The sequence below is a fragment of the Caulobacter sp. SRI_014 genome (genome assembly GCF_057586315.1).
Genome location: NZ_JBYCZQ010000003.1, coordinates 442,772 through 468,103, shown reverse-complemented (window position 1 = coordinate 468,103; position 25,332 = coordinate 442,772). Strand labels below are relative to the sequence as shown.

Sequence of the window (25,332 nt, the reverse complement as noted above, 5' to 3'; positions counted from 1 at the left end):
TCACCGCTGTTGGGCGGTCGCTCGGCTCAGCCGTCCGGCCCCGTAGGCTTCCCGTTGGTGAAACCGGCCTACATTCACAGCCGCCTCACCTACGCCCGGCCTACGCCCGCGCCTACATCCTCAGGGCCTCTGCCAACGCCGAAACCCACGCCGGCCTGGGTTTGCGCGGAATCCTCCGTCCACCGGACGACGCGCGCCTGTCTTGCAGGTTGGTGAGGCGGTACAATGGTCCGCCGCTTCGATAACGGCCGCCGATGCCGGGCCGGCCCGAAAACCTCTTCCCCTGCCTCCCCGTCACCCTGCTACACCTCGCCGAAACGCCAAGGGGACGCGCCATGAACTTCGACCTCGACGAAGACCACCGGATGCTCAAGGACCTGGTCCGTCGCTTCGTCGACGACTACCTGATCCCGCTCGAGCCCGGCGTCCTCGCCCGCGAGGCGGCCGGCGGCGCGGCCGCCCTCACCGCGGAAGAGACCGCCAGGGTCGATGCCGTGTCCCGCGAACTGGGCCTCTGGGGCCTCGACGCGCCGGAGGATGTCGGCGGCCACGACCTGCCGCATGTGGCCATGGTCGCGGTCAACGAGGAGCTGGGCCGCAACATCACCAACTACACCATCCCGCCGGACAGCCCGAACCTGCGGATGATGATGGCCACGGTGAACGAGCAGCAGCGCGTCGCCTACCTCGCCCCCTATGTCGCCGGCGAGACCATCTCGGCCATCGGCATCAGCGAACCCGGAGCCGGAGCCGACCCCTCGGGCATGACCACCAGCGCCGTGCGCGACGGCGACGACTGGGTGATCAACGGCCGCAAGATCTGGATCAGCCGCGCCGACCACGCCGACTTCACCATCGTCATGGCCGTCACCGACAAGGAAAAGGGCGGCCGTGGCGGCATGAGCGCCTTCCTCGTCGATCAGGACAGCCCGGGCTTCAACGTCCTGCGCAAGATCCCCATGCTCGGCGGCCAGTCGACCTACGAGATCGCGCTGGACGATGTCCGCGTCCCCGGCTGGAAGCTCCTCGGCGTCGAAGGCCAGGGCTTCGCGCCGATGCAGGTGCGCCTGGGCACCCGCCGCTGCGAGATGGCCGCCTGGTCCATCGGCATGGCCCAGCGGGCCCTGGAGATGATGATCGAGTACGCGCCGCAGCGGAAAACCTTCGGCGTGCCTCTGAGCGAGCGTCAGACCATCCAGAACTGGATCGCCGACGCCCACACCCGCATCCATGCGGCCCGGCTGATGACTTATGACTGCGCCTGGAAGATGGACCAGGGCCGCGACGTCCGCACCGAAATCTCGATGATCAAGGGCTACGCCACCGAGATGGCCTGGGAAGTCGTCGACCGCGCCATGCAGACCTTCGGCGCCATGGGCATGACCCGCGAGCTGCCGCTGCACATGATGGCCTCGAAGATCCGCACCATGCGCATCTACGACGGCCCGACCGAGGTCCACCAATGGGTGGTGGCGAGGAACCTGCTGGGCAGCCGCCGCTAACCTCTGCACGGAATCTGCACACGCCCGGTCCGCCCCTGCACGGCTGAGCCCACCGGTCCTCGACGCTGCGGCCCCAGCGTCGAAGCCTCACGTTGGGAGGCGTTCATGGGGACCCGGTCGGGCCGTTACAGTTTCTGGCTCCGGGTCGTCCTGACCCTGGTCCTGGTGGTCGTCGCCGACCGCACGCTCTGGGCCATGGAGGTCTTCGGCGGCAACCTGGCCATCGTTCTCTTCGCCGGCGTTGTCGCCCTGGCGATCGCCAGCCCCGCCGCCCGCCGCCACGGCTGGCCCTTCCTCCTCCTGGCCGCTGCCCTGGCCGCGCTGCAGGTCGAAACGCAGTCGCGGCTGGGGCTGGTGTTCTGGGCCGTGGCGCTGGCCATCGCCGCCCTGGTTCCCCGCGCCGGCTTCGGCGAGGGGGTCTGGAGTTGGGTCCAGCGGCTGATCGTCATGGCCACCGGCGTCATCCGCATGCCGATCGAGACCCTCGTCCAGTTCGGCCTCAAGCGGCTGAAGGGCCGCCCCGGCCCCTCGTTCGGCAAGGCGGTGCGCACTCTGGCCCTGCCGCTGATCGGCGGCGCCGTCTTCCTCGGCCTGTTCTCGGCCGCCAACCCGCTGCTGCATGACGCCCTCGCGTCCCTGCGTGGGCCCGACCTCAGCGGCATCCAGGTCGCGCTCTGGGTGTTCACGGCCCTGACCGGCTTCGCCCTCCTGCGCCCCGTCCACCTGCGCAAGCCGCTGCGCATGCCGGCCGCCCGCACCGAGGCGAAACTGCCGGGGGTCAACCCGGCCTCCATCACGGTGTCCCTGATCCTGTTCAACGCCCTGTTCGCCCTGCAGAACGGCCTCGACATCGCCTTCCTGTGGAGCGGCGCCCGGCTGCCCACCGAGCACACCCTGGCCGAATACGCCCACCGCGGCGCCTATCCGCTGATCGTCACGGCCCTTCTGGCCGGCCTCTTCGTGCTGGTCGCCCTGGCCCCGGGATCGGAGACCAGCCGCCGGCCGCTGGTCCGCTTGCTGGTCGCCGCCTGGGTCGCCCAGAACGTCCTGCTGGTGGTCTTCTCCATCCAGCGGACCCTGCTCTACATCGACAGCTTCGACCTCACCCGGATGCGCATCGCCGCCCTCGCCTGGATGGGGCTGGTCGCCGTCGGCCTGATCCTCATCGGCTGGCGGCTGCTCCGCGAGAAGTCGGCCGCCTGGCTGATCAACATGAACGCCGCCGCCGGCGCGGTGGTGCTGCTGGCCTTCGCGGTCGGCGACAGCGGCGAGATCGCCGCCGACTGGAACCTGCGCCACGCCCGCGAGATGGACGGCACGGGCGCCGCGCTGGACATCGGCTACATCAACCGTCTGGGTCCCTCGGCCCTGGTTCCGCTGGCGCGGCTGGAGCAGCAGCCGCTGAGCCCCGAATATCGAAGGGTGATCAGGGGCCTTCGCCTCTACGCCACCACCGACGGCGGCGACCTCACCTGGCGCAGCCGACGCCGCCTGGGCGAAGCCCGCTCCCTCGTCGCCAACCTACCGCCCGAGCCCGCCGGCTGCGGCGGCTGCGCCCCGCCCAACACGCCGCCTTCCCAGGAGCCTCAGCCATGACCCCCGCCATTCACCCGGCCACCGTTGACCTTCGCCCCGCCTTCGGAATGATGCACGCCATGTCCCGCTCCATCCTGATCGTCGACGACGACCCGCATATCCGCGAACTGCTCGACTTCGCCCTGACCAAGGCCGGCTACGCCACCCGCCAGGCCGAGGACGGCGTCGCGGCTCTGGTGGCGGTCGAGGAACAGGCGCCCGACCTGGTGGTGCTGGACATCAACATGCCGCGCCTCGACGGCCTGGAGGTTTGCCGCCGCCTGCGCGCCCAGGGTTCGACGCCGATCCTCTTCCTGTCCAGCCGCGACGACGAGATCGACCGGGTGCTGGGCATCGAGCTCGGGGCCGACGACTATGTCGTCAAGCCGTTCAGCCCGCGTGAGGTCACCGCCCGCATCAGCGCCATCCTGCGCCGCTCCCAGGCCGCCGCGGCGGCCGCCCCGGCCCCCTCGACGATGATCAACCACGGCCGGCTGACCCTCGACACCGACGGCTGGACCGCCCGTTGGGCCGGCCAGGAGGCGGCCCTGACGGTCACCGAGTTCGGCATCCTGAAAGCGCTGGCCGCCGCCCCGTCGCGCGTTTTCACCCGCGACGCCATCATCGACCGGCTGCACGGCCCGGGCTTCGCCATCACCGACCGCACCATCGACAGCCATGTGCGCAACCTGCGCGGCAAGTTCGCCGCGCTCGGCGGCCACGACGTCATCGAGACCAAGGCCGGCGTCGGATACCGCCTGGGCCCGTGCAGGGGAGAGGCGGCCTGATTTGATCCAAAGGCTCAAGGCGGTGATCAAACGGCATTGGCCGGCGCTGAAGCTGCGCACCATCCTGCTTGGCGTGCTGCTGTTCGTGGCCGCCATGCCGGTGTTCAGCGCCGTTGGCCTGCGCGTCTACGAAAACACCCTGGTCCGCCAGACCGAGGCCGAGCTGGTTGCCCAGGGCGCCGCCCTCGCCGCCGCCGCCGCCGCACGCTGGCCGGGCCTGCCCGCCCCGCCGCCGGCCGACACCAAGGCGCCTGACTTCTACCAGCCAGAACGCACCACCATCGACCTGTCGGACAGCCCGATCCTGCCCGAACGTCCGCCGGCTCGCCCCACCCGCGCCGCGCCCGACGCCGACGCGGCCGTCGCCGCTGATCAGCTCGGCCCGGTCATCGACGCCACGGTCAAGACCACCCTGGCTTCCATCCTGGTGCTCGACAGCCGGGGCCAGGTGGTGCGCGGCTATGGCAAGGGCGGCGACCTTTCCCGCCTGCCGGAGGTCAAGGCGGCGCTCAACGGCCAGCCGGCCACCGTCCTGCGCGACAACAGCGACTACAAGCCCGACAGCCACTACGAGTGGCTGTCCCGCGCCTCGACCATCCGCATCCACCACGCCCGGCCGATCATCGCCCAGGGTCGGGTGCGCGGCGTGCTCCTGATGTCCCGCTCGCCCCGGGCCCTGTTCCGGGGCGTCTATGAGGATCGCGGCAAGATCGTCTTCGGCCTGGTGATGATTGTCGCCCTGCTGATCCTGATGGCCGGCATCGTCTCGCGCGGCATCAGCCGGCCGATCGTGGCCTTGAGCCGCGCCGCCCGCGAGGTCACCGCCGGGCGCGGCGATGTGCCGGAGACGCCGCAGACCGCCGCCGTAGAGATCCGCGCCCTGTACGAGGACTTCCGCGAGATGGCCCAGGCCATCGAGACCCGCAGCCGCTACCTGCGCGACTTCGCCGCCGCCGTCAGCCATGAGTTCAAGACGCCGCTGGCCGGCATCGGCGGCGCCGTCGAACTGTTGCAGGACCACTTCGAGACCATGAGCCCGGCCGAGCGCCGGCGCTTCCTCGACAACATCGCCGCCGACAACGCCCGCCTGACCCAGCTGGTCACCCGGCTGCTCGACATGGCCCGCGCCGACATGGCCCGGCCCGAGGCCGGCGTCGCCATCGACCTGCTGCCCGCCGCCCGCCGCGTCGCCGACAGCCAGCCGGCCCTCAAGGTCACCATCGACCTGACCGACGATCTGCCGCACGTCGCCGTGCCGGAGGCGACCATCGAGGCGGTGCTCACCACCCTGCTGGAAAACAGCCGCCAGGCCGGGGCGAAATCGGCCGTCTTGTCCGCCGCCGTCGAGGCGGGTCAGCTCTGCCTCGCCGTGCAGGACGATGGCCCCGGCGTCGCCGAAGGGGACCGCGAGCGCCTGTTCGAACCCTTTTTCACCAGCCATCGCGCGGACGGCGGCACGGGCCTCGGCCTGTCCATCGCCCGCTCCCTGCTGGCGGCCAGCCACGCCACGATCACCGTGGCGCCCTGCAAGACCGGCGCGCGGTTAGAGCTGCGACTGCCCCTCGCCTAAGGCCCGTCTGCACCGAATCGGCGCCGCGCGGACCAAACCCGCTTCACGCGCCCAGGCCATGCTCCTCCCCATCAGTAAGGGAGGTTCCCATGCCCACGTCCACCGAAGGCTTCGCCCTCTTCGTCCGTCCCGAGAACAGCCAATGGGTCTGGACCCTGATGGATCTCGAGGCCCGGGTCGCCGCCAGCGGTCAGGCCGCCGACCGCGAAACCGCCTGGCGCACCGGCGAGTTCGCGGCCGCCGCCGTCGGGGCGCTCGGCCGGGTCGGGCGGCGCAGCTTCTAGCTCAGCAGTAGGCCACCCCGCCGTCGACGGTGAGGGTCGCGCCGACCACATAGTCCCCGGCCCGGGAGGCCAGGTAGATGGCCGCTCCGGCCATGTCCTCGTCCGTGCCGATCCGCCTGGCTGGCACCCGCGAGGCGACCGCCTCGGCCTGGTCGCGGGCGGCGATGTTCATGTCGCTGGCGAAGGCGCCGGGGGCGATGGCGCTGCAGACGATGTTGTCGGCGATCAGGGTCCTGGCCATGCGGCGGGTCAGGTGGATCAGGCCGGCCTTGCTGGCGGCGTAGGGATAGGTCTCCTGCGGGTTCACCGCGATGCCGTCGATGGAGCAGATGTTGATCACCTTGGCCGGCCGCTCAAAGCTGGCGGCGGCGCGCAGCTGGGGGGCCAGGGCGGCGGTCAGGTAGAAGGGCGTCTTGACGTTCAGGTCCATGACCTTGTCCCAGCCCTTCTCGGGGAAGTCATCGAACGGGGCCAGCCAGGCGGCGCCGGCGTTGTTGACCAGGATGTCGAGGCTCGTCTCATGCTCGCCATAGGCGGCGGCCAGGCCCTTCATCCCCTCCATCGTCGAGACATCGGCCGGCAGGGCGACGCAGCCCAGCTCCTCGGCCGTGGCGCGGCAGGCGACTTCCTTGCGGGCGGAGATGTAGACCTTGGCCCCGGCGGCGATATAGCCGGCCGCGATCATCTTCCCGATGCCGCGCGAGCCGCCGGTGATCAGGGCCGTACGGCCGGCGAGGGAAAACAGATCGGACATCAGGGGCGCTCCTCGTTTGCTTTGGGAGCGACCCTAAGGTCCGACAGAACGCCCGACTAGTGAGCCCGGCGCAGTTCTTTCTTCAGGCGGGCTTCTTCCTTGGCGGCCGCCTTGCGTTCCTTGCGCTCGCGGCGCTTGGCTTCCAGCTCGGTTTCGGCGGCTTCGGCGCGGGCTTCGATCTCGGCCAGGCGCTTGGCCTCCTGGGCGGCCTTGGCGGCGTCCTTCTCGGCCTGGCGCTGGGCGCGGATGGCTTCGAGTTCCTGGGCCTTGCGGGTGGCGCGATCGACGAAGTTGGGGTCGGTCACGGTCGGCTTGGGCTTCATCCGCGCCAGCATGGCTTTCTTGGCTTCGGCAGCGGCGGCGATACGGTCATTGAAGCCCGTTTTCAGAGGATCTCTCATTCAGTCCTTCGATAGAGTCGTGCTTGAAAAATTTGCGCCCGCCTCAAACCGCAGATTCCGCGGAATTGCAAGGTTTGGCGGCGCGCGACAGGCGAAAGTGTTTTGCGGTTTCGACGCCCGTCGCGCGCCTGACTTAGGGAATCGGGCCCTGCTTTTCCAGTTCGGGCGCAGCCCGAACTGGGCAGGGATCCGACGACGGTGATGTCCGAAAACCGCGAGACGGGGGCCTTCGTTCCCCTCATATAGGAGGCATGGAGCTTGATCACGAGGCCTGCTACCGCGCCATTCTCTCGCGAGACCCCCGTTTCGACGGGCGGATTTTCGGCGGGGTGAAGACGACGGGCATCTACTGCCGGCCGATCTGTCCGGCCCGCACGCCCAAGCCGCAGAACATCACCTTCTACCCCAGCGCCGCCGCCGCCGAGGCCGCCGGTTTCCGCGCCTGCCTGCGCTGCCGCCCGGAAACCTCGCCGGATCTCGGGGCCTGGAAGGGCTCGTCCAGCACCGTCTCGCGGGCGCTCTCTCTCATCGAGGCCGGGGCCCTGGACACCGGCGATGTCGAGACGCTGGCGGGCCGGCTCGGCGTTGGCGACCGTCAGCTTCGCCGGCTGTTCCAGACCCATCTGGGCGCTACTCCGATCGGCGTCGCCCAGACCCGGCGTGTCCTGCTCGCCAAACAGCTGATCCATGAGACCGACCTGCCGATGGCCCAGGTCGCCCTGGCCTCGGGCTTCGGCAGCGTCCGCCGCTTCAACGAGACCTTCCAGCACCTCTACCGCCGCCCGCCGGCCACCCTGCGCCGGCGGTCAGCCTCGTCCAATGCTTCTGACGGCGTCACCCTCAAGCTGCGGTACAAGCCGCCCTACGACTGGGACGGCCTGATCGCCTTCCTCAAGCTGCGCGCCATTCCCGGCGTCGAACTGGTCACCGACGACCGCTACGCCCGCACCATCGCGCTGGACGGGGAGATGGGCACGCTCGCCGTCACCCGCGCAGGCAAGGACCAGCTGTCGGTCCAGGTCCGCTTCCCCCGCACCAGCGCCCTGCCGGCCATTCTCGCCCGGGTGCGCCGGGTCTTCGACCTCGCCGCCGACCCGACGGTGATCAACGAGCATCTGTCGGCCGACCCCGACCTCGCTCCGCGTGTCGCCGCCCGCCCGGGCCTGCGGGTGCCCGGCGCCTGGGACGGGTTCGAGCTGGCCATCCGCGCCATCCTCGGTCAGCAGATCACCGTCCACGCCGCCGTCCTGCTGGCCGGCAAGCTGGCTGCCCAGTACGGCGAGCCGTTGCCGGAGGCCTGGGCGCAGGAGGGCCTGACCGTCGCCTTCCCGAGCCCGGCGCGCCTGGCCACCGCCGACCTGTCCTGCCTGCCGATGCCGGGCGCCCGCTCGCGCTCTCTGGGCAGCATGGCCGCCGCCGCCGTCGCCGATCCCGCCCTGTTCGGCCCGCGCCAGGACCTCGACACCGCGATCAAGGCTCTGAAATCCCTGCCCGGCATCGGCGAATGGACGGCCCAGTACATCGCCATGCGCCAGCTGCGCGAACCGGATGCCTTCCCGGCCGCCGACATCGGCCTGATGCGGGCGCTCGAAACCCCGGGTGGCGTCCGCCCCAGCCCCGCGGAACTGTTGGCCCGCGCCGAGGCCTGGCGGCCCTGGCGCGCCTACGCCGCCCTGCACCTGTGGGCCGGCGACGCCGCCGCCATCAAGGAAAAGGCCGATGCCCGCAAAGCCGCCTGAGACCCTGACGATCGAACGCTATCCCTCGCCCATCGACGGCCTTTGGCTGGCCGTCGACGAGGACGGCGTCTTGCGCCTGCTCCACTTCGACCGCCCGGAGGAGGACTTCCTGCGCACCGTCCGCCGCGGCTACCCGAAGGCGCAGATCGTCAAAGGCCGCGCCCCGCCGCCGGTGCGCGACAACCTCGACGCCTACTTCAAGGGCGACCTGGCCGCCCTGGCGCGCATCCCGACCCAGGCGGTCGGCAGCGACTTCCAGCGTTCGGTGTGGAACGAACTCAAGCAGATCCCGGTGGGCGAGACCCGCTCCTACGGGGCCATGGCCCGCAAGATCGGCCAGCCCAGCGCCAGCCGCGCGGTTGGCCTGGCCAACGGTTCCAACCCCATCGCCGTGGTCGTGCCCTGCCACCGGGTGATCGGCGCCGACGGTAGCTTGACCGGCTTTGGCGGCGGCATCCCGCGCAAGCGCTGGCTGCTTGAGCATGAAGGCGCCCACTACGTCGCCCCGACCGGCAAACTGCTCTAGCGCTTTTCCAGCACCGGCTTGAGCGCCGCCGCCCACAGGGCATAGCCTCGGCCGTTCAGGTGGCGGCCATCGCTGGTCAGGTCGCCGGTCAGCGTGCCGCCCGGCGTGATCACCGGGTTGAGGTCCAGCCATTCGCAGTCCTCGCGCGGCGCGGGCGGCTCGTCCTCGCAGATCCGCCAGAGTTCGCGGTTGAGGCCGCCGATCCTGCCGTTGAGCCGGTTGTCGGAGACTCGCAACACCGACTGCAGGATCACCCGCCGGCCCTTCAACGCGTGGACGATGCCCCTGACGGTGTTGGCCGACCGGTCCGGCGTCCAGTCAGGCTCCTTCAGGTCGTTGAGCCCGACCATGATGACCACGGTTGTCGCCGAATCCGGCACGGAGGCCTTCAGCCGCTTGGCCAGCGCGCCGCTGGTGTCGCCCCCGATCCCGCGGTTGGCGACCTGCGGCCCGAGCAGCTCATTCCACTCGCCCCACTGGGTGAGGGAGTCGCCGAGCATGACCACCGTCGGCTTGCTCTTCAGCTGTTGGAACAGGGTCAGACGATGCTGATAGGTCGCCCGCAGAGTCGGATCCCGCGCCAGCTCGACGAAGGTCTCACGCGTCCGCCAGGCTCCCCAGCCCCAGTGGGCCAGGGCCCCGACCCCGAATACCAACACGGCGGCGCCGAGAAGCGCCGCCGTGCGGATCAAGCGGTTGGTGGGACGACCCACGGCTGTCTTACTGGCAGGCGAGGCATTCCTCGTAGTCGGTGCGGGCGGCGTCCTCGGCGCTGGCGCGGACTTCGTCCTCACCGGCGTGGGCGGCGCGTTGCACCGACTTGGAACGCAGGTAGTAGAGGCTCTTCATGCCCCGCTCCCAGGCGGTCCAGTGCAGCATGTGCAGGTCCCATTTGTCGACGTCGCCGGGCAGGAAGACGTTGACCGACTGGCTCTGGCAGATTTCCGGAGTGCGGTCGGCGGCAAGTTCGATGACCCAGCGCTGGTCCAGTTCGAAGGCCGTCTTGTAGACGTCCTTCTCGTCCTGGCTCAGGAAGTCGAGGTGCTGCACCGAACCCTCGTGGCTGAGGATGCTGTCCCAGACCTGCGGGGTGTTCTGGCCCTTTTCCTCGAGCAGGCGCTCCAGGTAGGGGTTCTTGACCGCGAAGGTGCCCGACAGGGTCTTGTGGCTGTAGATGTTGGCCGGGATCGGCTCGATGCCGGCGCTGGTGCCGCCGCAGATGATGCTGATCGAGGCGGTCGGGGCGATGGCCAGCTTATGGCTGAAGCGCTCCATGACGCCGCGCTCGGCCGCGTCGGGGCAGGGGCCTTTCTCTTCGGCCAGGGTCTTGGACGCCTTGTCGGCCTCGCGGCGCAGATGCTTGAACAGCCGCATGTTCCAGCTCTTGGCCATGGCGCTCTCGAACGGAACGTTCTGGCCCTGCAGGAAGCTGTGGAAGCCCATCAGGCCGAGACCCACGGAGCGCTCGCGCTTGGCGGCGTAGACGGCGTTGGCCGCGTCCGACGGGGCGCGCTGGATGAAGTCCTCCAGCACGTTGTCGAGGAAGCGCATGACGTCCTCGATGAAGCGGGGCTCATCGCGCCACTCCAGGAAGGTCTCGGCGTTCACCGACGACAGGCAGCAGACGGCGGTCCGCTCCTTGCCCAGGTGGTCCTTGCCCGTGTGCAGCATGATCTCGCTGCACAGGTTGGACTGGCGGACGCTCATGCCGAGGTCCTTCTGGTGCTGCGGCATGGCGCGGTTCACCGCGTCCGAGAAGATCAGGTAGGGCTCGCCGGTCTGCAGCCGCAGCTCCAGCACCTTCTGCCACAGGCTGCGGGCGTCGACCTCGCGCAGGACTTCGTTGTTCTTGGGGGACCGCAGGCCGAACTTCTCACCGTTCTGCACGGCGTGCATGAACTCGTCGGTGATGTTGATGCCGTGGTGCAGGTTCAGGGACTTGCGGTTGAAGTCGCCCGAGGGTTTGCGGATCTCGAGGAACTCCTCGATCTCCGGGTGGTGGATGTCGAGGTAGACCGCGGCCGAACCGCGGCGCAGGCTGCCCTGGCTGATCGCGAGGGTGAGGGAGTCCATCACGCGGATGAAGGGGATGATGCCGCTGGTCTGGCCGGCGCCCTTGACCTTCTCGCCGATGGAGCGGACGCCGCCCCAGTAGGTGCCGATGCCGCCGCCGTTGGCGGCCAGCCAGACGTTCTCGTTCCAGACGTCGACGATGCCGTTCAGCGAGTCACCGACCGCGTTGAGGAAGCAGCTGATCGGCAGGCCGCGATCGGCGCCGCCGTTCGACAGCACCGGGGTAGCCGGCATGAACCACAGGCGGCTCATGTAGTCATAGACGCGCTGGGCGTGCTCGGGGTTGTCGCTGAAGGCGGTGGCCACGCGGGCGAACATGTCCTGATAGGACTCGCCGGGCAGCAGATAGCGGTCTTCAAGCGTGGTCTTGCCAAAGTCGGTCAGCAGCGCGTCGCGGCTGCGATCGACCTCGATTTTGGGGACCAGCGACAGCGCCGGTCGGTCGGCCAGCCAGGCTTCGGAGCCAGCGGCTTCACCCAAAGGAATCTGACGTGCAACTTCACCCATCATGTGCCCAAAAACCCGTATTTTAACAGCCACTTCAGACAGCCAACTCCGCCTGAAGACCCCATATCTTGTGGGCGAAGCGCCCCCTGAACCCACTATATGGGGCCATGAGGCCTAATGCTTCGTCAACGGGGCAGAGGGGCCGGGAGGCGACTTTTTCGTTAACAACATGTGAAGAAAAGGTCTTGCAAGTGTCGCAAACCCAATGGGGCCGGGCCTTCCATCCGAACATTAAATCTCGCCTATGACACGAGCGTGATGATCCGTCGCAGGCAACCTCCGATAGCCGGCCAGCCGGTCACACCATCCGGGGTGTAACCGAGCCGCACAACAATTAGGCGCCGGGACGGTACGACCAATATGAGTTGTCCATCCAGACCCCTGGCGTGGAAGGCGTCGGCCGGCGATCCGCCCAGCAATGACGGGCCGGCGGTGGGGCCATGCGCGCCCTCGAGCCACCAGCCGGCGCCGTAGGTCGGCTCGACGGTCGAACTCTGGGCGAATCGGACCCAGCCCTCGGGAAGGATTCGGACGCCTTCCGCCACGCCGTCGTTGAGATAGAGGGCGCCCAGGGCCGCAAAGTCCCGCGCCGTCGCCCACATCAGCGAGCCGGCGTAGAAGGTCCCCTGTGGGTCGAACTCGAAGAGCGTGGTGGGCATGCCGGCGGGTGTGAACAGCCGCCGGCGCATCCAGTCGGCCATGGCTGTGCGGCGCTGGGCTGGATGACCGAGCCCGGGGAACAGCCGGGCGGTCAGCTCGCGGGCGATCAGATGATAGGCGCCGGTTGAATAATTCCACGCCGTTCCCGGGGCCCTGCGTTTGCCCCGGCGGCTGGCGGCGAATTTGGCGACGTCCATCCGGCCCTTGCCAAACAGCAGGCGCGAGGCGTCCGAGGCGATGGCGGCCGGCTGGCGGGCCTCGTCCCAGGGCAGGCCGTCGGTCAGGGTCAGCAGGTGGCGCAGGGTGACGCCGGTCCTGGCCGGGAGGGCGACGGGGCGGTCGATGTCGAGGCCGTCGTGCAGAACGGCGGCGCCGACCAGGGCATGGGTGGCGGACTTGGCCATCGACCAGCTGACGTGGCGGACCGCGGGGCCGTGGCCGGGTCCATAGAGCTCGTAGCCGACCTCGCTGTCCTTGAGGACCAGCAGGGCGTCGGTGCGGCCGAGTCGCGGATCAGTCAGGGTCGCGCCAATAGCGTCCTGCCGGATCCGGCCCTCGGGAGACAGGGTCGTCCCCAGCAGAGGCAGGCTTCCAAGAGCCAGGGCAAGGTCACGGCGGCGCATGAGGATACTCTAACCCCAATCTTCGGCGAACGGTGTTTGACACTTCCGCCAATTCCGCCACTGGCGGGCGGCCTCCCGCGACGTTAGGTTCCGCGCCAATTCTACCCCCGGAGTCTGAGCGTCAATGAAGTCCCTGCTTCTGGCCACGGCCATCGCCATCCTGCCGTTTTCCGCGTTCGCCGCCGATCCGCTGTTCGACCAGGCCCGCCTCACCGAGCATGTGAAGGTCCTGTCCGACGACAGCTTCGAGGGTCGCGGCCCGGCCACCGAGGGCGAGAAGAAAACCGTCGCCTACATCGCCGAGCAGTATGCCAAGGCCGGCCTGCAGCCCGGCGGCGACCTGGGCAAGGACGGCAAGCGCGCCTGGACCCAGGACGTGCCCCTGGCCCGCTTCGACATCGAAGGCCCTGTGGTCGCCAGCTTCACCGTGAACGGCAAGGCGGCGCCGCTGGCCCAGGGCGACGACATCGCCATCCGCGCCTCGATGACCAACCAGAAGGCCGTCTCCCTGAAGGACGTGCCGATCGTCTGGGCCGGCTATGGCGTCAAGGCGCCGGAGCGGAACTGGGACGACTTCAAGGGAATGGACGTGAAGGGCAAGATGATCGTTGTCCTGATCAACGATCCGGACATCGAGACGGGCCAGGGCGACTTCGGCGGTCCGGCCATGACCTACTACGGCCGCTGGACCTACAAGTACGAGGAGGCCGCGCGCCTGGGCGCCGCCGGCGTGCTGATCGTGCACGAAAACAAGGGCGCCTCCTACGGCTGGGCGACGGTCAAGAACTCCAACACCAACACCATGTTCGACATCGTCCGGAAGGAGCCGACCAAGGCCCACACCGCCGTCGAAAGCTGGATCACCCGCGACGCGGCTGTGGCCCTGTTCAAGGAAGCCGGGCTCGACTTCGAAGCCGAGAAGAAGAAGGCCCAGGGCCGCGACTTCCAGCCGGTCGAATTGACGGGCGCGACCTTCTCCACCGACTTCAAGGTCAAGCCTGAGGTGATCGTTTCCAAGAACGTGGTCGGCATCCTGCCCGGCAAGACGCGCCCGGACGAATACGTCATCTACTCGGGCCACTGGGATCATCTGGGCGTCGGCCAGCCTGACGCCAGGGGCGACACCATCTATAACGGGGCCGTGGACAACGCGACCGGCGTCGCCGCCGTGATCGAGCAGGGCCGCGCCTTCGCCAAGGGGCCGCGTCCCGACCGCTCCGTCGTCTTCATGACCGTCACGGCCGAGGAGAAGGGCCTGCTGGGCACGGAGTACTACGCCTCAAACCCCCTCTACCCGCTCAGCAAGACGGTGGCGGTGATCAACACCGACTCCCTCAAGCCGTTGGGCCCGGCCCGGGACTTCACCGTTTCCGGCGACGCCAAACAGGATCTGCTGGACATGCTGATCGCCGAGGGCAAGACGGTTGACCGCAGCTACATCCCCGACCCGCGCCCTGAAGCCGGCAGCTTCTACCGCTCCGACCACTTCCCCTTCGCCAAGCGCGGCGTGCCGGCCATCTCCTTCGGCGGCGGCATCGACATCATCGACGGCAAGCCGGGCGAGGCCCAGGCCTGGGCGCAGGCCTACACCAAGGACAAGTATCATCAGCCGGCGGACGAATGGTCGGCCGACTGGCGGATGGACGGCATGGTCGCCGACCTGACCCTGCTGCACGACCTGGGCGAGGACCTGGCCAACAGCCGCAAATGGCCGGAATGGGCCGAGGGTTCGGAGTTCAAGGCCGCGCGCGACGCCACCAAGGCCGAGCGCAAATAGTTATTACTGGCGGCGCCCTGAGCGGCGCCGCCGGAGCCTTCTCATGACCGCCAGTGTCTTCGACCTGTTCAAGCCCGGTGTCGGCCCCTCCAGCTCCCACACCATGGGGCCGATGACCGCCGCCGCGCGGTTCGTGGGCGAGCTCAAGGCGGGCGGCCTGATCGCCACCGCCGCCCGGGTGCAGGTCAAGCTCTTCGCCTCCCTGGCGCTGACCGGCAGGGGCCACGCCACCGACCGGGCGACCATGCTGGGGCTGATGGGCTTCGAGCCGGCGGGCCTGGACCCCGACGCCGGCGACGCGGCCCTGGAGGCCCTGCGGGCCACGGGCCGCATGCCGCTGGGCGGTCAGGCCGACATCGCCTTCGACGAGCTGGTCGACATCGTCTGGGCCGGCCGCCAGCGCCTGCCGCAGCATCCCAACGCCATGACCCTGACCGCCTTCGACAGCGGCGATCAGGCTATCCTGCAGAAGACCTATTTCTCGGTCGGCGGCGGCTTCGTCTGCGAGGAATCGGAGATCGGCCGCAACGCTCCGGCCGACGAGACCCCGATCCCCTATCCCTTCGACAGCGGCGCCGAGCTGGTCGAGAAGGCCGATGCGGCCGGTCTGTCCATCGGCCAGCTGATGATGGCCAACGAGATCGCCCGCGCCCCCGAAGCCGTCGTGCTCGAACGCCTCGACGCCATCTTCGGGGCCATGGAGGCCTGCATCGACCGGGGCATGCGCATCGGCGGCCAGCTGCCCGGAGGGCTGAACGTCAAGCGCCGCGCCAAGCAGGTGCATGAAGCCATCATGGCGAAGGTCGAACGCCAGATCAGCGATCCGCTGGCCGCCATGGACTTCGTCAACCTCTGGGCCCTGGCGGTGAACGAGGAGAACGCCGCCGGCGGCCGCGTCGTTACCGCGCCGACCAACGGCGCCGCGGGGCTGGTCCCGGCGGTGCTGCGCTTCTACGACCGCTTCATGAACGGCACGCCGGAGGGCCGCCGCACCTTCCTGCTGACCGCCGCCGCCGTCGGCGCCCTCTACAAGAAGAACGCCTCGATCAGCGGCGCCGAGGTGGGCTGCCAGGGCGAGGTCGGCGTCGCCTGTTCAATGGCCGCGGCGGGCCTCGCCGCCGTCATGGGCGGCTCCAACGCCCAGATCGAGAACGCCGCCGAGATCGGCATGGAGCACAACCTCGGCCTGACCTGCGATCCCATCGGGGGGCTGGTCCAGATCCCGTGCATCGAGCGCAACGCCATGGGCGCCATCAAGGCCATCGATGCGGCCCGTCTGGCCATGCTCGGCGACGGCCAGCATTCGGTCAGCCTCGACAAGGTCATCGCCACCATGAAGCGCACCGGCGAGGACATGAACGAGATCTACAAGGAGACCTCGCTTGGCGGCCTGGCGGCGGGAATGCCGGTCAACCGGGTGGAATGCTAGGCCGCCCGTTGAGCGAACCAGGCCAGCGTGGCTGAAGCGGCTTCGCGGAGGGTCTGGGCGAGGGGTTCGGGGCGGGCCAGTTCGATGGCGCCGACGGCGGCGCATAGCAGCAGGACCGCCGGGATCCAGCCCTGCAGACCACTCCACAGTCGACGATTGCGGGCACGGCGATCCAGCCGGCCATTCAGCGCGCCGAACCGGCTTTGGAGTCTCTTCAATCGCAAATCTTGCGGGGTTGCAGGCACGGCGCTCTCCGCCCGGCAGTTTTCCGCGCAAGACCTAACCGTGGGTTTCCCGACATGGTGAACAGCCGGCGGTCAGCGCCAGGACAGCTGGTTCTTCGGCAGGCGGCCTGACGGGTCGTGCACGGCGATCCGGTGCGGCCGCTCGGGACCCCAGCGCCAGAGCACCAGGTTGCGGTCGTCGGCCGTGGCGCCCGGCGCGAAGCTCGGGGCGATGACGCCGGCCACGCCGTCGGCGATCAGGCGCCGGGCCATGGTCCAGGTCGGCGGGGTCTTGCCTTCATGGGCCAGCAACATCCAGCCGCGGGCCAGGTCATCCCTGGCGATGCCCGCCGTCTTCAGGCCCTCCACCGTCGTCAGATCGACGACGCCCTCGCAGTCGACCTCATAGCTGCACAACACCAGGGGCTCGATCTTCAGGGCCAGGCCCTGGCTCGCCTCCTTGATCGCCGTCATGGGGGCGAGGCCCAGGTACAGGGCCGGCGTTCCCTTCGGGTTGAACCGCCCGCCGTGGATCGCCGCGCCATCGCCGGACAGCGGGCTGAACGACCAGCGCGGGTCGTGGGCCCGGTAGGCTGTCTCCTGAAATCTCAAAGCCGAGACCTCAGGCGAAGCCGCCCAGCGCCAGATGGTCGAGGTAGTCGCGCACCAGCCCCGCCTTGCCCGACTTGACAAGCGCCTCCGCCGTGCGCCCGTCCAGAGCCGCGATCGGCTGGCCGCGATACCAGGCCAGGGCCTGAGGCCGTCCGCCGGCCCAGGCCTCGAGCCGGGCGATGATCTCGATCAGCTCGGTGACCCGCGCCTGGGTCTTGGGGGCATTTCGGCGCGCCGCCTTCTGCAGGGTGTCGGCGGCCAGGCCGATCGTCTCGGCCAGCTGGCCCTTGGTCATGTTGAAGACCTCCGCCGTACGCTCGACATCTACCCCGTCGGCCCCCAACAACCCGCCGAACGGAGTCGTCTGAAAGCGAACGCCGGCCTCGGCGACGCTGGGTTGAGGTTGGGCGGGCATCTTGCGGCGAGCAGTCATGCCGATAATATGTCCCGAATATAAGACAAATTCAAGGACAACTTGTCGCTGCCCCGCGCCGCCGCGTATTCAATAACGTCTTCCTTGCCCGGCGGCCGGGGGCTATCCCAAGGCCAATGTCCCACGCGCATCACCATCACGATGACGACCATCACCACGGCGGTCACAAGGACCATCACCACGGTCCCGGCGGCCACAGCCATGCGCCCAAGGATTTCGGCCGCGCCTTCGCCATCGGCGCGGGCCTGAATATCGCCTTCGTGCTGGCCGAGGCCGGCGCTGGCCTGGTCACCGGCTCGCTGGCCTTGCTGGCCGACGCCGGTCACAACCTGTCCGATGTGCTTGGTTTGCTGATGGCCTGGGGCGCCGTGGTCATCGCCCGCAAGGCGCCGGCCGGGCGGCGGACCTATGGCCTGGGCAAGAGCACCATCCTGGCCTCGCTGGCCAACGCGGGCCTGCTGCTGCTGGCCGTCGGCGGCATCACCTGGGAGGCCGTGCGCCGCTTCGGGGCGCCGCAGGACATTCCGCCGGGGCCGGTCATCATCGTCGCCGCCATCGGGGTGGTCATCAACACCGCCACCGCCCTGATGTTCATGCGCGGCCAGGAGGACCTCAACGTCAAGGGCGCCTTCCTGCATATGGCTGCCGACGCGGCCGTGTCGCTGGGTGTGGTCATCGCCGCCGTCCTGTTGTGGATGCAGCCGGAGTGGCGCTGGATCGATCCGATGATCAGTCTGGTCATCGCCGCAGTCATCGTGGCCGGGACCTGGGGACTGCTGCGCGACAGTCTGGACCTGGCGCTTGACGCCGCCCCGCGCGGCATCGATCCGGACAAGGTCAAGGCCTGGCTGGCCGGCCGGCCCGGCGTCACCGAGGTGCACGACCTGCACATCTGGGCGATGAGCACCAGCGAGACAGCCCTGACCGCCCACCTGACCCGGCCCGACAACACCGACCCCGACCAGTTTCTCGATGAGCTGTGCCACGACCTGGTCCATGACTTCGGGATCGGCCACGCCACCCTGCAGCTGGAGACCGGCCATCGCGGCCCCTGCCGGCTGGCCGACGCCCACGGCGGGCATTAGGTGACGCTCTCCCTGACCCTCTACCGGGCGGCCATGACGGCCTTGCAGCCGTTCGCGCCGGGTCTGCTGGGCTCGCGGGCGGCCAAGGGCAAGGAAGACGCCGCCAGGCTGCAGGAGCGGCTCGGCCATGCGTCGGTCGCGAGGCCCGAGGGCGACCTGGTCTGGATCCACGCCATCAGCGTCGGCGAGAGCCAGGCGGTGCTGCCGCTGATCGAGCGGCTGGACAGGGCGCGGCCGGAGCTGACCCTGCTGGTGACCTGCGGCACGGTCACCGCCGCGGCGCTGCTTGCAAAGCGGTTGCCGCAGAGGGCCATACATCAGTACGCGCCGCTCGATACGCCGGCGTCGGCCAGGCGCTTTCTCGATCATTGGCGGCCGGACCTGATGGTGCTGGTCGAAAGCGAGATCTGGCCCAACCTGATCCTCGGGGCAAAACAGCGCGGGGCGAAGCTGGCGCTGATCTCGGCCCGCATCACCCACAAGACGGCGCGGGGCTGGGCCCGGATGAGCAAGGGCATCCGCCAGGTCCTGGCCGCCTTCGACCTGGTCCTGCCGCAGGACGAGCTGTCGGCCGAACGGCTGATGTTCTTCGGCGTCGAGACCGATGGGCGGCTGAACCTGAAGCTGGCCGGCGAGCCGTTGCCGGCCGACGCAACCGAACTGGCCGCGCTGAAGAAGGCCATCGGCAAGCGCCCGGTGGTGCTGGCCGCCAGCACCCATGCGGGCGAGGAGGCGATCATCGTCACCCCGATGCTGACCGCCATCCGCAACGAGGCGCCGGACGCGCTGCTGGTCATCGCCCCGCGCCATCCGGATCGGACGGCCGAGGTGCTGACCGACCTCGGGGCCGGTCACGGGCCGGTGGCAGTGCGGTCGCGCGGCGACAGGATCACCCGCCAGACCCAGATCTATGTCGCCGATACGCTCGGAGAGATGGGCCTGTTCTTCCGGCTCGCCAATGTCGTGGTCATGGGCGGCAGCTTCGTACCCGGAGTCGGCGGTCATAACCCGATGGAGCCGGCCCGGCTGGGCGCGCCGGTGATCAGCGGGCCGCAGGTGTTCAACTCGGCCGAAGTCTATGAGGCCATGGTCGAGGGTGAGCGCGGAGCGATGATCGTCGAGACGCCGGGTGATCTCTCCATGGCCCTGGCCGGACTGCTGGCCGGACCGGAAGCAGCCAGGGCGCTGGGCGCCCGCGGGCAGGCCTTCGCCGAGAGCCAGTCGGCCCAGCTCGACGCGGCCTGGTCGCGGCTGGAGGCGTTGCTGCCATGAAGCTGTCGACCCCTCGCTGGTGGTACGTGCGAGACAACGCCCCGGGCGTGGTCACCCGCATGGTGCTCACCCCGCTCAGCTGGGTCTGGGCGGCGGTGACGAAGTACAAGATCGACAATGCAAAACCGGTGGACGCCGGCGTGCCGGTGATCTGTGTCGGCAACCTCACGGCCGGCGGGGTCGGCAAGACGCCGGTGGTGCGTGAACTGCTGCGGATGCTGCGCGAGGACGGGGTGGCGGCGCACGGCCTGTCGCGCGGCTATGGCGGCACGGAGCCGGGGCCGCTGAAGGTCGACCAGGCGATCCATGCCACCGAACAGGTCGGCGACGAGCCGCTGATGCTGGCTGCCGACGGGCCCTTCTGGATCAGCCGGGACCGGCCGGCGGGGGCGGCGGCGGCGAAGGCGGCCGGGGCTCAGGCCGTGGTCATGGACGACGGGCACCAGACCCCCTCGCTGAAGAAGGCGCTGTCACTGGTCGTCGTCGATGGCGAGACCCGCAACAACGAATGGCCGTTCGGCGATGGCGCGGTCTTCCCGGCCGGGCCGATGCGCGAGCCGCTGGCCTTGGGCCTGGCCCGCACCGACGCGGTGGTGCTGCTGATGCCGGCTGATCTGGCCGAGCCCGATCCAGACCTGCTGGCGGTGTTCAAGGGCAAGCCCGTGCTCGTCGCGCGGCTGGAGCCGGCCGGACCGCCGCCGGCCCATCCGGTGCTGGCCTTCGCCGGCATCGGCAAGCCGTGGAAGTTCGAGCGCTCGCTGATCGCCGCCGGGGCGGAGCTGAAGGACTTCGCGCCTTTCCCGGACCATGGCGAGTACCGCGAGGAGACCCTTCGCTTCCTCGAGCAGCGGGCGGCCCAGCTTGGCGGCCAACTGCTGACCACAGAGAAGGACTGGGTCCGGCTGCCCGGACCCTGGCGGCGCAAGGTCGACTATTGGCCGGTGCGGGCCCGGTTCGAGGACGAGGCGGCGGTGCAGGCGTTGCTGCGCGGGGCCGTGCCCCACCCCTAGTTCCTCCCCCCTTGGGGGAGGGGGACCGCGCGCGACGCGCGGGGTGGTGGGGGCAGCACCGGCGGTCGGTGATCTGCGCCAAGACAATTCAGGCGTCGGCGCTGCCCCCTCAGTCGTCGCCTATCGGCGCCGCCAGCTCCCCCAGAGGGGGAGCGACTCCGCGGGGGCTAGTCCTTGCGGTAGACGATGCCGCCCTTCATCACGAAGCTGACGTGCTCCAGCGCGGTGACGTCGGCCAAGGGGTCGCCCTTCACGGCGATGATGTCGGCCTGTTTGCCGCTCAGCAGCGAGCCGATCAGGTTCCCCAGGTCGAGGTGTTCGGCGGCGTAGATGGTGGCGGCCTTGATGGCCTCCAGCGGGGTCAGGCCGGCCTTGACCAGCAGGGCGAATTCCTTGGCGTTGTCGCCGTGGGCCGAGACGCCGGTGTCGGTGCCGTAGGCGATCTTCACCCCGCCGAGGTGGGCGCGGCGGCCCATGTCGAGCATCTTCGGCCCGGCTTCGAGGGCCTTGGCCTTCACGGCGGGGACCATCCAGGTGTCGGGCTTGGCGGCCTCGCGGGCCACGAAGTCGCCGGCCAGCAGGGTGGGGACCAGATAGGCCCCGCCCGACTTGAACAGCTTGATCGACTCGGCGTCGAGGTAGGTGCCGTGCTCGATGCTGTCGCCGCCGTACTTCAGGAAGGCGTTGATGCCGTCGCCGCCGTGGGCGTGGGCGGTGACCTTGCGGCCCATGGAATGGGCGGTCTCGACGATGGCTTTCAGCTCATCGTCGCTGAACTGTTTGGCGAGGCCCGCATTGGTCGGCGACAGGACGCCGCCGGTGGCGGTGATCTTGATGATGTCGGCGCCGGAGCGGACCTGCTCGCGCACGGCCCGGCGGCAGTCGTCGGGCCCCGAGCAGGTGGCGGCGTCTCGGAACAGATGGACCATCGACTCCGGCACGCCGTTGGCGTCGTCGCCGTGGCCGCCATGCACCGACACGGCCGAGCCGGCGGCGATGATGCGCGGGCCGGGGACGCGGCCGGCGGCGATGGCGTTGCGCAGGCCAAAGACGCTTTCGTTCGAGCCGCCCAGATCGGCGACGGTGGTGAAGCCGGCCTGCAGGGTCAGATTGGCGTAGTAGGCGCCGTCGAGGGCGTAGTCGCTCTTGGTCTTGGTGAAGCGTTCCAGGGCCCCCTTGGGACCGTTCTGGCTGGTCAGATGAACGTGGCTGTCGATCAGGCCGGGCAGGACGAAGCTGTCCTTCAGGTCGATGACCTTGGCCCCGGGCGAAGAGGTGTAGCCGTCCTCGATGCGCAGCACCTTGCCGTTTTCGACGACGATGGTTTTGGCGGTCTCGACCTTGCCGGTGGCGGGGTCGGCCAGGACGCGGCCGGCCTGGATGTAGGTCAGGGGGCTGGATTGGCCTTGCGCGTCGGCGACGCCGACGAGGGCCAGAACGCCGAGGGCGGCGGCGACGAGGCCGGCCTTGAAGGTGGATTTCATGATCTACAGCCCCGAAAAACCTTACTTTGGGTCAGATTGCACCGCCAAGGCAGCGCTGCCTATCCCTTACGCGCCAGCCTTCTGGGCAAACTCCCAGGCGCCCCTGGCCAACACCGGCACCCGGGCCTCCATGGTCGCGGCGTGGGCGCTGGCGGCGGTGCCGTCGCGCACCCGGCCGACGATGCCCTGGCAGATGCCGGCCAGGCGGAAGAGGTTGTAGGCGAAGTACCAGTCGAGATTGGGCAGGCCGTCGCGCCCCGTCGCCTTGCAGTACTGGGCCACGGCCTCGTCGATGGTGGGGATGCCGTAGGCAGTCAGGTCGTCGATGCCCGACAGGCCGCCGCGCTCCTGGCTGGGCATGACCCAGCTCATCAGGAAGTAGCTGAAATCGGCCAGCGGGTTGCCGAGGGTCGAGAGTTCCCAGTCGAGAACCGCCGCCACCTTCTGCTCGGTGGGGTGCAGGATCATGTTGTCCAGGCGGTAGTCGCCGTGGACGATGGAGGTCATGTCGTCCTCCGGCGTGTGGTCCGGGAACCAGGCGATCAGCTTGTTCATCTCGGGGATGACGCTGGTTTCGGAGGCCTGGTACTGCTTGGTCCAGCGGCTGACCTGGCGGCTGAAATAGTTGCCCGGCTTGCCGTAGTCCTCCAGGCCGATGGCCTTGTAGTCGACGTTGTGCAGGGCCGCGAGGGTGCCGATCTCGGCCTCGTAGATCTTGCGGCGGTCGGCGGGGCTGTAGTCGGGCAGGGTGCCGTCCCACAGGATGCGGCCCTCGACCTGTTCCATGACGTAGAAGATGGTCCCCAGGACGCCTTCGTCCATGCAGAGGGCGTAGGCCTTGGCGACCGGGAAGTTGACCTTGTTCAGCGCCGAGATGACGGCGAACTCGCGGTCGACGGCGTGGGCGGAGGGCAGGAGCTTGCCAGGCGGTTTGCGGCGCAGGACGTAGCGCTGGCCCGGCGTGACCAGCTGGTAGGTCGGGTTGGACTGGCCGCCCTTGAACTTGCGGATTTCCAGCGGGCCCTTGAAGCCTTCGACGTTGGCCTCGAGCCAGGGCAGCAGCTTGGCCTCGTCGATCCGGGTGCGCTCGTCGAGCGGCTCGGTGCCGCTGTTCAGGTCCTGGGCGCTGGGCGCGGCGTCGGCCATGGTCTCGTCCCCAATTCGTACGCTTGTTTGAAGTGGCGGCACTTTAGCGGGGGAAGGCGTCGGCGCAAGGACCGTTCCTCCCCCTCCCGGGGGAGGTGGCAGCGGCGTAGCCGCTGACGGAGGGGGTCACCGCTCAAGTCGGCGGGTAAAACTGATTGCAGTTGAACCGCCGGTGGGGACCCCCTCCACCATCGCTGCGCGATGGTCCCCCTCCCCCGATGGGGGAGGAACTATGTGAGGAGCACCGCCGCCACGAACAGGATGATCAGCGCCACCACCCCGACCCCCACGAACTGCGTCCAGAAGCGCAGCGGCTCGTCGGCGCGGACGATGTCCGGCATCTTGGTGAAGAAGACCGGCAGGGTCCCGGTCATCAGGCCACGGGCCAGCGCCACCAGGGCCAGGAGGCCGATGATCGCCAGGCTGACGCCAACGGGAAGGTCGATCACGCCGCCAGCTCCGCCCGCACCGCCGTGGCGATGAAGCCGCCGCCCAGGACCCGGTCAGGGGCTTCCGGGGCGTAGAGGACGCAGGCCTGGCCGGGGGCGACGCCTTCCTCGTGGGTGTCGAGGGCGACCGCGACCTGGCCGTCGACCAGGGTCAGGCGGCCGGGCACCGGTTCGCGGGTGGAGCGGACGCGGGCCAGGACCGGGCGGCCGGCGGCGCAGGCCTCCTCGATGCCTTCGGTCCCGAGCCAGTTTGTCTCTTTCAAGGTCAGGGCGGTGGTCAGCAGGGCCTCGCGGGGGCCGACGATGACCTGGCGCTTGCCCGCGTCGATGCGGGTGACGAACAGGGGGTCGCCGACGGCGATGTTGAGGCCGCGGCGCTGGCCGATGGTGTAGCGGGTGACGCCCTCGTGGGTGCCGAGGACGCGGCCGTCCATGTGGACGATCTCGCCCGGCAGCGCGCCCTGCGGGCGGATGCGGTCGATGACGGTGTGGTACTTGCCCTCGGGCACGAAACAGATGTCCTGGCTGTCGGGCTTGTCGGCGGCCGTGAGGCCGAGCTCGGCGGCGATGGCCCGGACCTGGGGCTTGCTCATGCCGCCCAGCGGAAAGCGCAGGTAGTCGAGCTGTTCGGCCGTGGTGGCGAACAGGAAGTAGCTCTGGTCCTTGGCCGGGTCGGCGGCGCGCCGCAGTTCGGCGCGGTTGCCGGCCTCCACGCGCTGGACGTAGTGGCCGGTGGCCATGGCCACGGCGCCGAGGTCGCGGGCGACGTCCAGGAGGTCGCGGAACTTGACCGTTTGGTTGCAGCGCACGCAGGGGATCGGGGTCTCGCCGCGCAGGTAGGCGTCGGCGAACTCCTCGATGACCTGGTCCTTGAAGCGGCTCTCGTAGTCGAGGACGTAGTGCGGGATGCCGATGGCGTCCGACGCCGTGCGGGCGTCGTGGATGTCCTGGCCGGCGCAGCAGGCGCCCTTCTTCTGGATGGCGGCGCCGTGGTCGTAGAGCTGCAGGGTGACGCCGACGACGTCGTAGCCGGCGCGGTGGAGCAGGGCGGCGGTGACGGTGGAGTCCACGCCGCCGGACATCGCCGCCACGATCCGGCTGCCGGCGGGTAAGGCCACGGCCGCGCGCACGGCGTCGAGCGCGGCGTCTACGGCGGAAGGGGCGAGGGCGGTCGTCATCGGCGGCTATGTAGAGGTTTGGGGGTCAAATTGCGAGGTGAGGGGCGGGGGCGGCGCTGGCGAAGCGGCGCCCATTATACCGCGTCGGCGGGGCAGGCGATACCGAAGGGCGGAAATAGGTCAGGGAAATCAATTTTCTAGCACCAATCGAAGACCCATCGAAGGACCGCCGGGCGGGTCTTTTCGACCTACCGGGACCACCCTTTTCACCAGCCGATGACCACCCTCGAT

At 69.3% G+C, this 25,332-nt stretch carries 24 protein-coding genes; 12 read left to right on the top strand and 12 right to left on the bottom strand.

The window, feature by feature from the left end; genetic code table 11:
• The first annotated feature begins 335 nt into the window (after nucleotides 1-335).
• The 5 genes from AC2YG9_RS10850 to AC2YG9_RS10830 all read left to right on the top strand — a co-directional run bounded on the left by AC2YG9_RS10850 (nucleotide 336) and on the right by AC2YG9_RS10830 (nucleotide 5,719).
• Nucleotides 336-1,502, top strand: a complete 1,167-nt coding sequence (locus AC2YG9_RS10850; RefSeq protein WP_487297981.1) for an acyl-CoA dehydrogenase family protein — start codon at nucleotides 336-338, stop codon at nucleotides 1,500-1,502.
• A gap of 105 nt (nucleotides 1,503-1,607) precedes the next feature.
• A complete protein-coding gene (locus tag AC2YG9_RS10845) occupies nucleotides 1,608-3,098 on the top strand; it encodes a DUF4153 domain-containing protein (protein WP_487297980.1) in 1,491 nt (496 codons plus the stop codon).
• Nucleotides 3,095-3,865, top strand: coding sequence for a response regulator transcription factor (locus AC2YG9_RS10840; protein ID WP_487297979.1), 771 nt, complete (start codon nucleotides 3,095-3,097; stop codon nucleotides 3,863-3,865). Before AC2YG9_RS10845 ends, AC2YG9_RS10840 begins: the two co-directional genes overlap by 4 nt.
• A 1-nt stretch (nucleotide 3,866) precedes the next feature.
• The gene (locus AC2YG9_RS10835) at nucleotides 3,867-5,435 is read left to right on the top strand and encodes a HAMP domain-containing sensor histidine kinase (RefSeq protein WP_487297978.1); all 1,569 of its coding nucleotides are present in this window, start codon (nucleotides 3,867-3,869) and stop codon (nucleotides 5,433-5,435) included.
• A gap of 89 nt (nucleotides 5,436-5,524) precedes the next feature.
• Complete coding sequence (locus tag AC2YG9_RS10830) at nucleotides 5,525-5,719, top strand: hypothetical protein (protein WP_487297977.1); 195 nt, start codon at nucleotides 5,525-5,527, stop codon at nucleotides 5,717-5,719.
• Between the two features lies 1 nt (nucleotide 5,720).
• On the opposite strand, the gene AC2YG9_RS10825 is transcribed toward AC2YG9_RS10830, so the two are convergent.
• Nucleotides 5,721-6,473 (bottom strand): SDR family oxidoreductase, encoded by a 753-nt coding sequence (locus tag AC2YG9_RS10825; RefSeq protein ID WP_487297976.1) that lies wholly within the window; start codon nucleotides 6,471-6,473, stop codon nucleotides 5,721-5,723.
• A gap of 56 nt (nucleotides 6,474-6,529) precedes the next feature.
• Nucleotides 6,530-6,874 (bottom strand): DUF6481 family protein, encoded by a 345-nt coding sequence (locus tag AC2YG9_RS10820; protein ID WP_487297975.1) that lies wholly within the window; start codon nucleotides 6,872-6,874, stop codon nucleotides 6,530-6,532.
• 251 nt (nucleotides 6,875-7,125) lie between these two features.
• Here AC2YG9_RS10820 and AC2YG9_RS10815 point away from each other — a divergent pair, with 251 nt between their 5' ends.
• On the top strand, nucleotides 7,126-8,613 hold the full coding sequence (locus AC2YG9_RS10815) for an AlkA N-terminal domain-containing protein (protein WP_487297974.1): 1,488 nt from the start codon (nucleotides 7,126-7,128) through the stop codon (nucleotides 8,611-8,613).
• Nucleotides 8,594-9,139 carry a methylated-DNA--[protein]-cysteine S-methyltransferase gene (locus AC2YG9_RS10810; RefSeq protein WP_487297973.1) on the top strand — a complete coding sequence of 182 codons (546 nt, stop codon included), beginning with the start codon at nucleotides 8,594-8,596 and terminating at the stop codon, nucleotides 9,137-9,139. Before AC2YG9_RS10815 ends, AC2YG9_RS10810 begins: the two co-directional genes overlap by 20 nt.
• On the opposite strand, the gene AC2YG9_RS10805 is transcribed toward AC2YG9_RS10810, so the two are convergent.
• From AC2YG9_RS10805 to AC2YG9_RS10795, 3 genes are all read right to left on the bottom strand, one after another.
• Nucleotides 9,136-9,852, bottom strand: a complete 717-nt coding sequence (locus AC2YG9_RS10805; RefSeq protein WP_487297972.1) for a GDSL-type esterase/lipase family protein — start codon at nucleotides 9,850-9,852, stop codon at nucleotides 9,136-9,138. The two genes, AC2YG9_RS10810 and AC2YG9_RS10805, sit on opposite strands and share 4 nt — an antisense overlap.
• Before the next feature lie 7 nt (nucleotides 9,853-9,859).
• Nucleotides 9,860-11,692 carry a ribonucleoside-diphosphate reductase subunit alpha gene (locus AC2YG9_RS10800; RefSeq protein WP_487297971.1) on the bottom strand — a complete coding sequence of 611 codons (1,833 nt, stop codon included), beginning with the start codon at nucleotides 11,690-11,692 and terminating at the stop codon, nucleotides 9,860-9,862.
• Nucleotides 11,693-11,961: 269 nt separating this feature from the next.
• Nucleotides 11,962-13,002 (bottom strand): serine hydrolase domain-containing protein, encoded by a 1,041-nt coding sequence (locus AC2YG9_RS10795; protein WP_487297970.1) that lies wholly within the window; start codon nucleotides 13,000-13,002, stop codon nucleotides 11,962-11,964.
• A 124-nt stretch (nucleotides 13,003-13,126) separates the two neighbouring features.
• On the opposite strand from AC2YG9_RS10795, the gene AC2YG9_RS10790 reads away from it, so the two are divergent.
• Together AC2YG9_RS10790 and AC2YG9_RS10785 are read left to right on the top strand one after the other, a co-directional pair.
• Entirely contained in the window at nucleotides 13,127-14,779 is a 1,653-nt protein-coding gene (locus AC2YG9_RS10790; RefSeq protein ID WP_487297969.1) for a M28 family metallopeptidase, read from the top strand.
• A gap of 43 nt (nucleotides 14,780-14,822) precedes the next feature.
• A complete protein-coding gene (locus tag AC2YG9_RS10785; RefSeq protein WP_487297968.1) occupies nucleotides 14,823-16,208 on the top strand; it encodes an L-serine ammonia-lyase in 1,386 nt (461 codons plus the stop codon).
• On the opposite strand, the gene AC2YG9_RS10780 is transcribed toward AC2YG9_RS10785, so the two are convergent.
• The 3 genes from AC2YG9_RS10780 to AC2YG9_RS10770 all read right to left on the bottom strand — a co-directional run bounded on the left by AC2YG9_RS10780 (nucleotide 16,205) and on the right by AC2YG9_RS10770 (nucleotide 17,477).
• Nucleotides 16,205-16,426: a hypothetical protein gene (locus AC2YG9_RS10780; RefSeq protein ID WP_487297967.1), complete on the bottom strand. Its 222-nt coding sequence runs from the start codon at nucleotides 16,424-16,426 to the stop codon at nucleotides 16,205-16,207. The two genes, AC2YG9_RS10785 and AC2YG9_RS10780, sit on opposite strands and share 4 nt — an antisense overlap.
• Nucleotides 16,427-16,525: 99 nt before the next feature.
• Nucleotides 16,526-17,044, bottom strand: coding sequence for an RES family NAD+ phosphorylase (locus AC2YG9_RS10775; RefSeq protein ID WP_487297966.1), 519 nt, complete (start codon nucleotides 17,042-17,044; stop codon nucleotides 16,526-16,528).
• A gap of 10 nt (nucleotides 17,045-17,054) precedes the next feature.
• The gene (locus tag AC2YG9_RS10770) at nucleotides 17,055-17,477 is read right to left on the bottom strand and encodes an antitoxin Xre/MbcA/ParS toxin-binding domain-containing protein (protein WP_487297965.1); all 423 of its coding nucleotides are present in this window, start codon (nucleotides 17,475-17,477) and stop codon (nucleotides 17,055-17,057) included.
• Nucleotides 17,478-17,593: 116 nt separating this feature from the next.
• On the opposite strand from AC2YG9_RS10770, the gene AC2YG9_RS10765 reads away from it, so the two are divergent.
• From AC2YG9_RS10765 to lpxK, 3 genes are read left to right on the top strand one after another with little or no spacing between them, the layout of a single operon-like run.
• The gene (locus AC2YG9_RS10765) at nucleotides 17,594-18,562 is read left to right on the top strand and encodes a cation diffusion facilitator family transporter (protein WP_487297964.1); all 969 of its coding nucleotides are present in this window, start codon (nucleotides 17,594-17,596) and stop codon (nucleotides 18,560-18,562) included.
• Nucleotides 18,563-19,834: a 3-deoxy-D-manno-octulosonic acid transferase gene (locus tag AC2YG9_RS10760; RefSeq protein ID WP_487297963.1), complete on the top strand. Its 1,272-nt coding sequence runs from the start codon at nucleotides 18,563-18,565 to the stop codon at nucleotides 19,832-19,834.
• On the top strand, nucleotides 19,831-20,844 hold the full coding sequence (gene lpxK / locus AC2YG9_RS10755; RefSeq protein WP_487297962.1) for a tetraacyldisaccharide 4'-kinase: 1,014 nt from the start codon (nucleotides 19,831-19,833) through the stop codon (nucleotides 20,842-20,844). Before AC2YG9_RS10760 ends, lpxK begins: the two co-directional genes overlap by 4 nt.
• Before the next feature lie 167 nt (nucleotides 20,845-21,011).
• On the opposite strand, the gene AC2YG9_RS10750 is transcribed toward lpxK, so the two are convergent.
• The 4 genes from AC2YG9_RS10750 to mnmA all read right to left on the bottom strand — a co-directional run bounded on the left by AC2YG9_RS10750 (nucleotide 21,012) and on the right by mnmA (nucleotide 25,101).
• Nucleotides 21,012-22,328 carry a metal-dependent hydrolase family protein gene (locus AC2YG9_RS10750; RefSeq protein ID WP_487297961.1) on the bottom strand — a complete coding sequence of 439 codons (1,317 nt, stop codon included), beginning with the start codon at nucleotides 22,326-22,328 and terminating at the stop codon, nucleotides 21,012-21,014.
• 66 nt (nucleotides 22,329-22,394) lie between these two features.
• Nucleotides 22,395-23,474, bottom strand: a complete 1,080-nt coding sequence (locus AC2YG9_RS10745; RefSeq protein WP_487297960.1) for a phosphotransferase family protein — start codon at nucleotides 23,472-23,474, stop codon at nucleotides 22,395-22,397.
• Nucleotides 23,475-23,704: 230 nt separating this feature from the next.
• Entirely contained in the window at nucleotides 23,705-23,923 is a 219-nt protein-coding gene (locus AC2YG9_RS10740) for a hypothetical protein (protein WP_487297959.1), read from the bottom strand.
• The gene (mnmA, locus tag AC2YG9_RS10735; RefSeq protein WP_487297958.1) at nucleotides 23,920-25,101 is read right to left on the bottom strand and encodes a tRNA 2-thiouridine(34) synthase MnmA; all 1,182 of its coding nucleotides are present in this window, start codon (nucleotides 25,099-25,101) and stop codon (nucleotides 23,920-23,922) included. The genes AC2YG9_RS10740 and mnmA overlap by 4 nt, the downstream gene beginning before the upstream one ends.
• Nucleotides 25,102-25,332: the final 231 nt, after the last annotated feature.

Excerpts from the sequence above, each read along its gene's own strand:
- mnmA (WP_487297958.1), bottom strand. The coding sequence starts at position 25,101 with ATGACGACCGCCCTCGCCCCTTCCGCCGTAGACGCCGCGCTCGACGCC.
- AC2YG9_RS10830 (WP_487297977.1), top strand. The coding sequence starts at position 5,525 with ATGCCCACGTCCACCGAAGGCTTCGCCCTCTTCGTCCGTCCCGAGAAC.
- AC2YG9_RS10845 (WP_487297980.1), top strand. The coding sequence starts at position 1,608 with ATGGGGACCCGGTCGGGCCGTTACAGTTTCTGGCTCCGGGTCGTCCTG.
- AC2YG9_RS10815 (WP_487297974.1), top strand. The coding sequence starts at position 7,126 with ATGGAGCTTGATCACGAGGCCTGCTACCGCGCCATTCTCTCGCGAGAC.
- AC2YG9_RS10820 (WP_487297975.1), bottom strand. The coding sequence starts at position 6,874 with ATGAGAGATCCTCTGAAAACGGGCTTCAATGACCGTATCGCCGCCGCT.
- AC2YG9_RS10745 (WP_487297960.1), bottom strand. The coding sequence starts at position 23,474 with ATGGCCGACGCCGCGCCCAGCGCCCAGGACCTGAACAGCGGCACCGAG.
- AC2YG9_RS10840 (WP_487297979.1), top strand. The coding sequence starts at position 3,095 with ATGACCCCCGCCATTCACCCGGCCACCGTTGACCTTCGCCCCGCCTTC.
- AC2YG9_RS10765 (WP_487297964.1), top strand. The coding sequence starts at position 17,594 with ATGTCCCACGCGCATCACCATCACGATGACGACCATCACCACGGCGGT.
- AC2YG9_RS10790 (WP_487297969.1), top strand. The coding sequence starts at position 13,127 with ATGAAGTCCCTGCTTCTGGCCACGGCCATCGCCATCCTGCCGTTTTCC.
- AC2YG9_RS10810 (WP_487297973.1), top strand. The coding sequence starts at position 8,594 with ATGCCCGCAAAGCCGCCTGAGACCCTGACGATCGAACGCTATCCCTCG.
- AC2YG9_RS10795 (WP_487297970.1), bottom strand. The coding sequence starts at position 13,002 with ATGCGCCGCCGTGACCTTGCCCTGGCTCTTGGAAGCCTGCCTCTGCTG.
- AC2YG9_RS10850 (WP_487297981.1), top strand. The coding sequence starts at position 336 with ATGAACTTCGACCTCGACGAAGACCACCGGATGCTCAAGGACCTGGTC.
- lpxK (WP_487297962.1), top strand. The coding sequence starts at position 19,831 with ATGAAGCTGTCGACCCCTCGCTGGTGGTACGTGCGAGACAACGCCCCG.
- AC2YG9_RS10785 (WP_487297968.1), top strand. The coding sequence starts at position 14,823 with ATGACCGCCAGTGTCTTCGACCTGTTCAAGCCCGGTGTCGGCCCCTCC.
- AC2YG9_RS10750 (WP_487297961.1), bottom strand. The coding sequence starts at position 22,328 with ATGAAATCCACCTTCAAGGCCGGCCTCGTCGCCGCCGCCCTCGGCGTT.
- AC2YG9_RS10770 (WP_487297965.1), bottom strand. The coding sequence starts at position 17,477 with ATGACTGCTCGCCGCAAGATGCCCGCCCAACCTCAACCCAGCGTCGCC.
- AC2YG9_RS10825 (WP_487297976.1), bottom strand. The coding sequence starts at position 6,473 with ATGTCCGATCTGTTTTCCCTCGCCGGCCGTACGGCCCTGATCACCGGC.